This is a genomic window from Elioraea sp. Yellowstone (assembly GCF_006704265.1).
Lineage (GTDB): Bacteria > Pseudomonadota > Alphaproteobacteria > Acetobacterales > Acetobacteraceae > Elioraea.
Map to the genome: position 1 here is coordinate 1 of NZ_VIKA01000129.1, position 9,144 is coordinate 9,144.

Genomic DNA, 9,144 nt, shown 5'->3' on the forward strand with positions numbered 1-9,144 from the left:
GGCCACGGCGGCGCGGCGGCGCGAGCTCGCCGCGCGCGGGTCGGGCAGCGTCGAGGCGGCGGAGCAGGCCGAGACCGAGGCCGCGGTCGCCGCCGCCGATCTCGCCGTCAACCGGGCCGACGCGGCGGTCGCGGCGGCCGCGCTCGCCGACGCCAGGGCGACGCTGCTGGTCGAGCGCACGGCGCTGGACAAGCACACGCTCACCGCACCCTACGATGCGGTGGTGATCGCGCGCACCCGCGAGCCCGGAAGCGCCCTCAATCCCGGCGAGGCGGTGTTCACGCTGGTGGCGCGCGGCAGCCTCTGGGCGCTCGCCCATGTCGACGAGGGCAGCGCCGGCGATCTCGCGCTCGGCCAGCCCGCGACCGTGACGATGCGCAGCCGCCCCGGCGCGCCGCTTGCCGGCGAGGTGGTGCGGATCGGGCTGGAGAGCGACCGCGTGACCGAGGAGCGGCGCGTCTATGTGCGATGCCGCCAGTGTCCGGAGACCGTCTATCTCGGCGAGCAGGCGGAGGTGGTGATCGAGACCGGGCGCCTGCCGGCGGCGCGGCTGGTGCCGGAGGCGGCGGTGCACGGCTTCGACGGTGCGGCCGGCACGGTTTGGACGATCGAGGACGGCAGGCTGGCGCGGCGCCAGGTGCGCTTCGCGGCACGCACCCTCGACGCGCGGCTCGCGATCACCGACGGTCTGCCGGCCGAGGTGCCGGTGGCCGTCAAGGTCGGCGCGGGCTTTGCCGTCGGCCGGGCGGCGCGGGCGGTCGCCCCGTGAATCTCGCGCTCGCGGACATCCGCCACCGCCTCGGGCGGTTCCTGATGACCTGTTTCGGCCTCAGCCTGCTCATGGCGGTCGCACTCGCCATGGTGGGCATCTACCAGGGCGTGGTGGCGGAGGCACTCGCGCTGTCGCGCTCGCTCCGCGCCGATCTCTGGGTGGTCGAGCAGGGCACGCGCGGCCCCTTCGCCGAAAGCTCGCGCATTCCGGGCGACGTACGCGCGATCGTCGCGCGCGTGCCCGGCGTGGCCGAGGCGGGCGCGATCACATTGCGCACCGCCGAGGCGAAGGCGCCGCAGGGCATCCTGCGGATGCAGGTCATAGGTCACGAGCCCGGCCGGCCGGGCGGGCCGTCGGCGATCGAGGCCGGGCGGGGCCTTGGCGGCGCGCGCTTCGAGATGGTGGTGGATGCGCGGGCGCGCCTGCCGCTGGGCGCGACGGTCGAGCTCGGCGGCGATCGCTACCGCGTGGTCGGCCTCACGCGCGGCCTGGTCGCCTCGGGCGGCGATCCGCTCGCCTTCGTGCATCTGCGCGACAGCCAGGACCTCCAGTTCAAGCTGACCCCGCCCGCCGCGCGGCGCGCTCTCGCCGCAGGCGCCGGCGCGGGCTCGACCGATACGGTCAACGCGGTGGTCGCGCGTCTCCACGCCGACGCGGACCCGGACGCGGTCGCGGAAACGATCCGTCGCTGGAAGCACCTCGCCGCGCTGACGGACGCCGAACAGGGCGAGATCCTCACCCGCTCGGTGGTGCAGCGCGCGCGCGTGCAGCTCGGCATGTTCACGGTGGTGCTGCTGTTCGTCTCCGCCGTGATCATCGCGCTCATCATCTACACCATGACGATGGACAAGCTGCGCGAGATCGCCACCCTGAAGCTGATCGGCGCGCCCGACCGCACGATCGTCGGGCTGGTGCTGCAGCAGGCGCTGATCCTGGGCGGGGCAGGCTACCTCACGGCGACGGCCGTCGTCTTCGCCTCGCGTGGGCTGTTCCCGCGCGCGGTGGCTCTCGGCCCCGCCGAGATCGCCATGATGGCCGGTGTGATCGGACTGATCTGCCTGTTCGGCAGCCTGGTCTCGATCCGCGCTGCGCTCGCGATCGAGCCGCAGCAGGCGCTCGGCGGATGACCGCGCGCATCACGCTCGAAGGGATCGGCAAGACCTTCGGCGCCGGCGAGACGGCGCTGCGCGCGCTCGACGGGGTTGATCTCGCGGTGCAGCCGGGCGAGGTGGTCGGCATCAAGGGCCCCTCGGGCAGCGGCAAGTCGACGCTGCTCAACATCGTCGCCTGCATCCTCGAACCGACCGACGGCCGGCTGCTGATCGACGGCCAGACGGTGTGGGATGGGCGATATCGGGTGGCCGATCTGCGTCGGCTGAGGCGCGAGCGCATCGGCTTCATCTTCCAGTTCCACAATCTGCTGCCGTTCCTCGACGCCACCGACAACGTCGCGCTGGCGATGACGCTCGCAGGGGTGGATGCGGCCGAGGCGCGCGCCCGCGCGCGCGGGCTGCTCGACTATCTCCAGATCGGGCGGCGCGCCGCCGCGATGCCCGCGCGCCTCTCGGGCGGCGAGGCGCAGCGCGTCGCGATCGCGCGCGCGCTCGCCAACCGCCCCTCGATCATCCTCGCCGACGAACCGACCGCCGCGCTCGACTCCGAACGCGCGCGTGTGGTGATGGACCTCTTGCGCCAGGTCGCGCAGGACCGGCAGACGGCGATCCTGGTGGTGACCCACGACGAGAAGATCTTCGACCGCTTCGACCGCATGGTGGCGCTGCGCGACGGGCGGATCGAGCAGGACCGGCGGCGTGCGGCGTGAACGGATGTTCCCGTCCGCGGCCGGTTCTGGTATGAAGCGGCGCGGTCGGCGGAGAGACCCCACCCATGCACAGGCGTTCCCTGCTTCTCGGCGCGACGGCCTCGGCCCTCGCGGCCCCTTCGATCGCCCGGGCCTCGGCGCCGGCGGGGCTGGTCTACGTGCTGGACAGCCGCGATGCGACGGTCAGCGTGATCGACGCCGCCCGCGGCGAAGTGGTGCGCCGGACGCCGGCGCTGCGCGAGCCGCACCACCTCGTCTATTCGCCCGACCGCGCCGAGATCGTCGTCGGCGACTCGGCGGGCAACGAGTTCCTCTTCCTCGAGCCCGATACCGGGGCGATCCGGCGCACGCTGCGGGTCTCCAATCCCTACCACCTGATGTACAGCCCGAACGCGCAGTGGCTGACGGTGGCGAGCCTGCGGCGCAACCAGATCGACCTCTACCGCGCCGACGACCTCACGCTCGTGCATCGCCTGGCGATGCCGCGCCTGCCGAGCCACATCGCCTGGTCGGCCGACAGCCGCATCACCTATGTGACGCTGCAGAACAGCAACGCCCTGGTCGCGGTGGAGGCGGAGAGCGCGCGCGTGCTCTGGCGCCAGCCGACGGGCGACACGCCGGCGGGGGTGGTGATGAGCCCGACCGGCGCGCTGCTGGTCGCCAACATGGGCGAGGACACGGTGAGCGAGATCGACCCGGAGACCGGCGCGACGATCCGCAAGGTGCGGACCGGCGCCGGTGCGCACAACCTCTTCCCCTCGCCCGACGGGCTGTTCTTCTATGTCACCAACCGGGTGGCCGGCACGATCACCGCGCTGGATTCGGAGAGCCTGAGCGTCCTCGCCCAGTTCCGCGCGCCCGGCGCGCCGGACTGCCTCGACTTCTCGCCGGACGGGCGACAGCTCTGGTTCACCCAGCGCGTCGGCAACCGGGTCGGCGTGATCGATATCGAGACGGGCGGGCTGGTCGCGCAGATCCGCGTCGGCCGCAGCCCGCACGGCATCCTGTTCCATGCGATGGGCTAGGGTTCTCGCGGCACTCCTCATCCTCGCCTTCCCGGCACGCGCCGAGACCTGCCGCGGCACGGTCCACCTGACGATCGACACCGGCTGGATGGACCGCGCCGAGCAGATCGCCGAGGTGATGCGCCGGCACGGCGTGAAGGCGACGCTGTTCCTGGCCGACGAGCGCACCTGGCGCGGCGACACGGCGCTCTCGGACTCCTGGGCCGGGTTCTGGCGCGCGCGCGCAGCCGAGGGCCACGCCTTCGGCAGCCACACGCTGCGCCACTGGTACTTCCGCGGCGATGTCGGAACGGATCGCGTGCGCTACGTGCCCTGGGGTGCGCGCGAGGGCACGACGCTGGATGCGGAGGGGCTCTGCGGCGAACTCCGCGCGGTCGAGGATCGGCTGCGCGCGATGACCGGGCGCGGGCTCGATCCGATCTGGCGCGCGCCGGGCGGGCGCACGACGCCCAACGCGCTGCGTTTCGCGGAGCAGTGCGGCTTCCGCCACATCGGCTGGACCGCGAACGGCTTCCTCGGCGACGAACTGCCCTCCGACCGCTACCCGAACCGCGCGCTGGTCGCGCAGAGCCTGCGCGCGATCCGCGACGGCGAGGTGCTGGTGATGCATTGGGGCATCCGCTCGCGCCAGGAGAAGTACGCCGACGTGTTCGAGGAGCTGATCGTCGGGCTGAAGGCGCGCGGGTTCTGCTTCGCGACGCTCACCGAGCCGACGCCCCGCCTTGTCGCCGAGGCCCGGCGATGATCCAGGCGATCGCCGACGGCTATGTCGCGCTGAAGGAGGCGATCTTCGAGCACGCGCTGCTGCCCGCGCTCTACGCGGCCGGGCTGATGGCCTGGGAGGAGGACGCGGCCGAATGGCTCGACTTCGCGCTGTTCGGCGCGCTCGCGGTGCTGGTGTCCATTCTCGTCTGCGCGCCGCTCGAGCGGCTGCGTCCGGTCGAGCGCTGGGACGGCGGGACGTCCACGGTCGGCACCGACGTCACCTACACGCTGCTCAACCGGCTGGGCCTCCTGCCGCTGTTCGCCTTCGTCATCCTCCAGCCGGTGGAGACCGCCTGGGCGGCGGGGCTCGCGCGCCTCGGCGTCATCCCGCCGACGCTCGAGACCGTGGTGCCGGCGCTCCGCGACTGGCCGGTCGTCACCTTCCTGCTCTACGTCGTCATCCTCGACTTCGCGGAGTACTGGCGGCACCGGTTCCAGCACCGCTTCGACTGGTGGTGGGCGCTGCATTCCGTGCACCACGCCCAGCGCCAGATGACGTTCTGGACCGACGACCGCAACCACCTGTTCGACGACATCATCGCGGCCCTCTGGTTCGCGGGCGTGGCCACGCTGATCGGCGTGCCGCCCGGCCAGTTCCCGCTCCTGGCGCTGGTCATGCGCGTCGCCGAGAGCCTGAGCCACGCGAACGTGCGGCTGGCGTTCGGCCGCATCGGGCGATTCGTGGTCGTCTCGCCGCATTTCCACCGCATCCACCACGCGCTCGACCACGACGCCGGCGTGCCGGCGCGGGTGCACGGCACGAACTTCGCCGTGCTGCTGCCGGTCTGGGACGTGATCTTCGGCACCGCACGGTTCTCGCCGGGCTATCCGCGCACGGGCGACGCCTCGGGCAGCGAACGGCTGGCGACCGGCTCGTGGTGGGGGACGCAGGTCGAGGGGGCGAGGCGGCTCCTGCGCACGCTGGCCGGGCGCGGCTGACGGGGTCTCATACCCGGAGCACAAGGGTTTGACCTTTGTGCGGAGGGTATGGCGCGCGGGGCTCAAGGGGCGGCCGCGCGCAGAACCAAGGCCTGATGCCCGGCCGGCAAAGGTCGAACCTTTGTCGGCCGGGTATCAGAACCCCGCGCCGGGCTGGGCGAGGTATTCCCTCTCCGCCTCGGTGCTGGCACGACCCAGCGCCGCGTTGCGGTGCGGAAAACGGCCGAAGCGGCGGATCACGTCGCGATGCGCCTCGGCGTATCTCAGGTACTCCGGATCCTCGGTCCGCTCGCGGAACAGACGCACCGCGAGATCCTGGTCGGCGAGATCCTCGCTGTGCTCGAAGGGCAGGTAGAGGAACGCCCGCCGGTCCACCGGCTGCGGCAGGTCCCAGCCGCGGTCGAGCACGCTGCGCGCGATCCGCCGCGCCTGCGCATCGTGGGCGAAGGCGCGCGCGGTGCCGCGGAAGATGTTGCGCGGCACCTGGTCGAACAGCAGCACGAGCGCGAGCGCGCCGTCCGGATCGCCTTCCCAAGGCGCGAGGTCGCCGCGCGCGGCGGCCGCGAGCGTCGGGCCGAGCCTTGCGCGCACCTCGTCGTCGAACGCCGCGCCGCCGTTGAACCATTTCGGCTTGGTCGCGGGATCGAACCAGAACCCCAGCACGTCCTCGGGCGTGGTCGCGAAGCCCATGCTCACTCCCCCTCGACATACGGGTTGCGGCTCGACCGCAGCGTCAGCCGGATCGGCACGCCGGCGAGGCCCAGCGCCTCGCGCAGCCCGTTCGCCAGGTAGCGCACGTAGTCCTCGGGCAGCCTGCCCGTACGGGTGCCGAACACGACGAAGCTCGGCGGGCGCGCCTTCACCTGGGTGATGTAGCGCAGCTTGAGCCGCCGTCCGTCCACCAGGGGCGGCGGGTGGCGCTCGATCGCGGCGGCGAACCAGCGGTTCAGCGCGCCGGTCGGCACGCGGCTGTTCCATGCCGCATAGGCCGTCCAGACTGCCGGCATCAGACCCTCGACGCCCGCGCCGGAGAGTGCCGAGAGCGGCACCACGGACACGCCCTTGAGCTGGGCGAGGCCTGTCGCCAGCCGCTCGGCCACCGCGCGGCGCACCGCGTCGCGTTCCTTCACCGGCACGAGATCCCACTTGTTGAGCGCCAGCACGAGAGCCCGGCCTTCCCGCTCGGCGAGCGCGGCGATGGCGATGTCCTGCGCCTCCAGGGGGGACAGCGCATCGAGCACCAGCACCACCACCTCGGCCTCGCGCAGCGCGGCGATGGTCGCGGCGGTGGAGAGCTTCTCCAGCTTGTCGGTGACGCGCGCGCGCCGGCGCAGCCCGGCGGTATCGACCAGGCGGACGAGCCGCCCCTCGGCGTCGCGCCACGGCAGCGCGATCGCGTCACGCGTGATGCCGGGCTCGGGTCCGGTGAGCAGCCGCTCCTCGCCGATCAGGCGGTTGACCAGGGTCGACTTGCCCGCGTTCGGCCGCCCCACCACGGCAAGCCGCAACGGCCGGACGCGGCCCGCCTCGCCCGTCTCGTCCTCGCCCGCCGCTGTCTCGGGCAGGGCCGCGCGCACCCGCGCGTGCAGCTCGCCAAGCCCCTCGCCGTGCTCGGCCGAGACCGCGACCGGCTCGCCGAGGCCGAGCGCGAAGGCGTCGTAGTAGCCGGCTTCGCCCGCCCGGCCTTCGGCCTTGTTGACCACCAGGATCACGGGCTTGCCGCTGCGCCTGAGCCAGGCGGCGAAATGCCGGTCGGCCGGGGTCAGTCCCTCGCGCCCGTCCACCACGAACAGCACGAGGTCGGCGAGATCGACCGCCCGCGCCGAGCCCGCGGTCATCCTGCCGGCGATCGTCTCGGGCGGCGCCTCCTCCAGCCCGGCCGTGTCGACCAGCGTCACGTCGCGCCCGCCGAGCACGGCTTCGGCCTCCTTGCGGTCGCGCGTCACGCCCGGCGTGTCGTCGACGATCGCGATCCGCCGGCGCGCCAGCCGGTTGAACAGCGTGGACTTGCCGACATTGGGCCGGCCGATGATCGCGACGACCGGGCGCATCAGGTTCAGCGCAGCGCGACCAGGGTCGCGCCGTCCGTCAGCAGGAAGACGGTCTGGTCGGCCACCACCATCGGCACGGTGACGCCGTCGGGCAGGCGTTGGCGGCCGAGGATCTCGCCGGTGTAGGGAGAGAGGGCAAGAGCCTCGCCGCGGCTCGAGCCGACCACCAGCCGGTCGCCCACCAGGAGCGGTCCGGTCCAGGTGATCGGATCGCGCCGGCGCTGCTCGTCGGCGAAGCGCGGCAGCGGTGTCACCCACTTCACCCGCCCGTCGGCACGGCGCAGCGCGGCCGCCTCCTCGGACTCGCTCAGCATGAAGATCCACTCGCCCGCCACCCAGGGACTCTCGCGGCCCGGGATCTCGCGTTCCCAGATGCGGCGGCCGGAGCGCATGTCGATCGCCATGGTCACGCCGCCCGCGCCGGTGACGATGCCGCGGCCGCGATCGATCGCGGGGCGGCCGCGCACCGCGGCGATGTCGGCGATCGAAGGCCGGCCGCGGATGCCGGCGATGCCCTCGGTCCAGACCGCCCGGCCCGTATCCAGCCGGATCGCAGCGATGTCGCCGTTCGGGAACCCGGCCAGAACGATCCCGTCGTCGATCGCGGGGGCGGGCGCGCCGAGAAGCGTGGTCGTCTCGGACGGGCCGCGATGGGTCCAGAGCCGCTCGCCGGTCTCGGCCGAGTAGGCGACCACTTGGCCCTCGACCGTCAGCACGACGACGCGGCCGTCGGCGACGTTGATCGCCCCCCGGGTCGGGGTGGGCAGGGGGCTGCGCCAGATCTCGGCGCCGGTGGCGGCGTCCAGCGCCATCACCTCGGCGAGGCCGGTGGCGACGAAGAGCCGCCCGCCGTCATGCGCGAGGCCGGCACCCAGCAGGCTGCCGCGGTTCTCCCTCGGCCTCGCGTCGGCGCGCCAGACCGTCCGCCCGGTCGCGGCGTCGAGTGCCGAGATCTCGGCCACCGCGTCGGAGACGTAGACCCGCCCTTCGGCGACCACGGGCGTGGTCAGGAGCGGGCGGCGCCGCGACCCCCCGGTGCCGATGCTCGTGCGCCAAGCCACCGCGAGCGTGTCCGCGGCGGCGAGATGCCCCATCACGTTCGCGGCCGACCCGCCGGGCACCGGCCAGGCGGCGTTCGGCAGCGGCGGGGGCAGCTCGACCGGCAGGTCGGCGAGGCTCGGGTCGGCGGCAGCCGCCGCCTCGCCCGGCAGCACGGTGCGACGCTCGCCCGGCAGTGGCTTCTTGGTGTCCTCGAAGGCCCAGTCCCAGAGGCCGCAGCCGCCGGTGGCGAGCGGCAGGGTCGCGATCAGCGCGCGGCGGGAGAGGCGGCGACGTCCCGGCATCGCGGTCAGCTCCCGAGCGTGGCGAGCATCTGCGCGGCGCGCCGGCGGATCCCGTCGGGGGCGCCGCGATCCGACGACAGCGCCTCGAGCAGCCGCCGCGCCTCGGCGCGGTCGCCGCGGCGCTCCGCCAGCACGGCCTGGAGCTCCATCGCGGCGTGGCGGAACGGCGCGCCCTCAGCGGCCAGCGGGGCCAGCCGGTCGGCGAGCGCGCGCGGATCGCCCCTGTCCGCCTGGTGCAGCACGGAGAGCAGGGTGGCGAGGTCGCGATAGAGCGGCGGTGCGGCGCGGTCGGCGGCAAGCGAGTCGTAGAGCGCGACCGCCTCGTCCGCCTGGCCGAGGCTCGCCTTGACGCCGGCCTCGCGCAGCCGGGCGAGCAGGCGGTAGCCGGCGGGCGCCTCGGCCGAGAGGGCGGCGAAGGCCTCGGCGG

Annotated in this window: 9 protein-coding genes and 1 pseudogene; 6 read left to right on the top strand and 4 right to left on the bottom strand. The window is 73.7% G+C overall.

Annotated features, from left to right (window positions below; translation table 11 throughout):
- The 6 genes from FK498_RS14905 to FK498_RS14930 all read left to right on the top strand — a co-directional run.
- Window positions 1–769 (top strand): efflux RND transporter periplasmic adaptor subunit (locus tag FK498_RS14905; RefSeq protein WP_141855878.1); only part of this gene is annotated, 769 nt, incomplete at its 5' end.
- Window positions 766–1,899: an ABC transporter permease gene (locus FK498_RS14910; RefSeq protein ID WP_141855880.1), complete on the top strand. Its 1,134-nt coding sequence runs from the start codon at window positions 766–768 to the stop codon at window positions 1,897–1,899. The genes FK498_RS14905 and FK498_RS14910, both read left to right, overlap by 4 nt.
- Complete coding sequence (locus FK498_RS14915) at window positions 1,896–2,594, top strand: ABC transporter ATP-binding protein (protein ID WP_141855882.1); 699 nt, start codon at window positions 1,896–1,898, stop codon at window positions 2,592–2,594. Before FK498_RS14910 ends, FK498_RS14915 begins: the two co-directional genes overlap by 4 nt.
- Window positions 2,595–2,659: 65 nt before the next feature.
- The gene (locus FK498_RS14920; RefSeq protein ID WP_141855884.1) at window positions 2,660–3,619 is read left to right on the top strand and encodes a YncE family protein; all 960 of its coding nucleotides are present in this window, start codon (window positions 2,660–2,662) and stop codon (window positions 3,617–3,619) included.
- On the top strand, window positions 3,606–4,364 hold the full coding sequence (locus FK498_RS14925) for a polysaccharide deacetylase family protein (protein WP_141855886.1): 759 nt from the start codon (window positions 3,606–3,608) through the stop codon (window positions 4,362–4,364). The genes FK498_RS14920 and FK498_RS14925 overlap by 14 nt, the downstream gene beginning before the upstream one ends.
- On the top strand, window positions 4,361–5,323 hold the full coding sequence (locus FK498_RS14930; RefSeq protein WP_141855888.1) for a sterol desaturase family protein: 963 nt from the start codon (window positions 4,361–4,363) through the stop codon (window positions 5,321–5,323). Before FK498_RS14925 ends, FK498_RS14930 begins: the two co-directional genes overlap by 4 nt.
- Before the next feature lie 135 nt (window positions 5,324–5,458).
- Here FK498_RS14930 and FK498_RS14935 read toward each other — a convergent pair whose 3' ends face one another.
- From FK498_RS14935 to FK498_RS19370, 4 genes and pseudogenes are all read right to left on the bottom strand, one after another.
- Window positions 5,459–6,013, bottom strand: coding sequence for a DUF924 family protein (locus tag FK498_RS14935; protein WP_141855890.1), 555 nt, complete (start codon window positions 6,011–6,013; stop codon window positions 5,459–5,461).
- 2 nt (window positions 6,014–6,015) lie between these two features.
- Window positions 6,016–7,374: a ribosome biogenesis GTPase Der gene (gene der / locus FK498_RS14940; protein WP_141855892.1), complete on the bottom strand. Its 1,359-nt coding sequence runs from the start codon at window positions 7,372–7,374 to the stop codon at window positions 6,016–6,018.
- 5 nt (window positions 7,375–7,379) lie between these two features.
- On the bottom strand, window positions 7,380–8,717 hold the full coding sequence (locus FK498_RS14945; RefSeq protein WP_141855894.1) for a PQQ-binding-like beta-propeller repeat protein: 1,338 nt from the start codon (window positions 8,715–8,717) through the stop codon (window positions 7,380–7,382).
- Between the two features lie 5 nt (window positions 8,718–8,722).
- Window positions 8,723–9,144: pseudogene (locus FK498_RS19370) on the bottom strand (hypothetical protein); the annotation flags it as partial.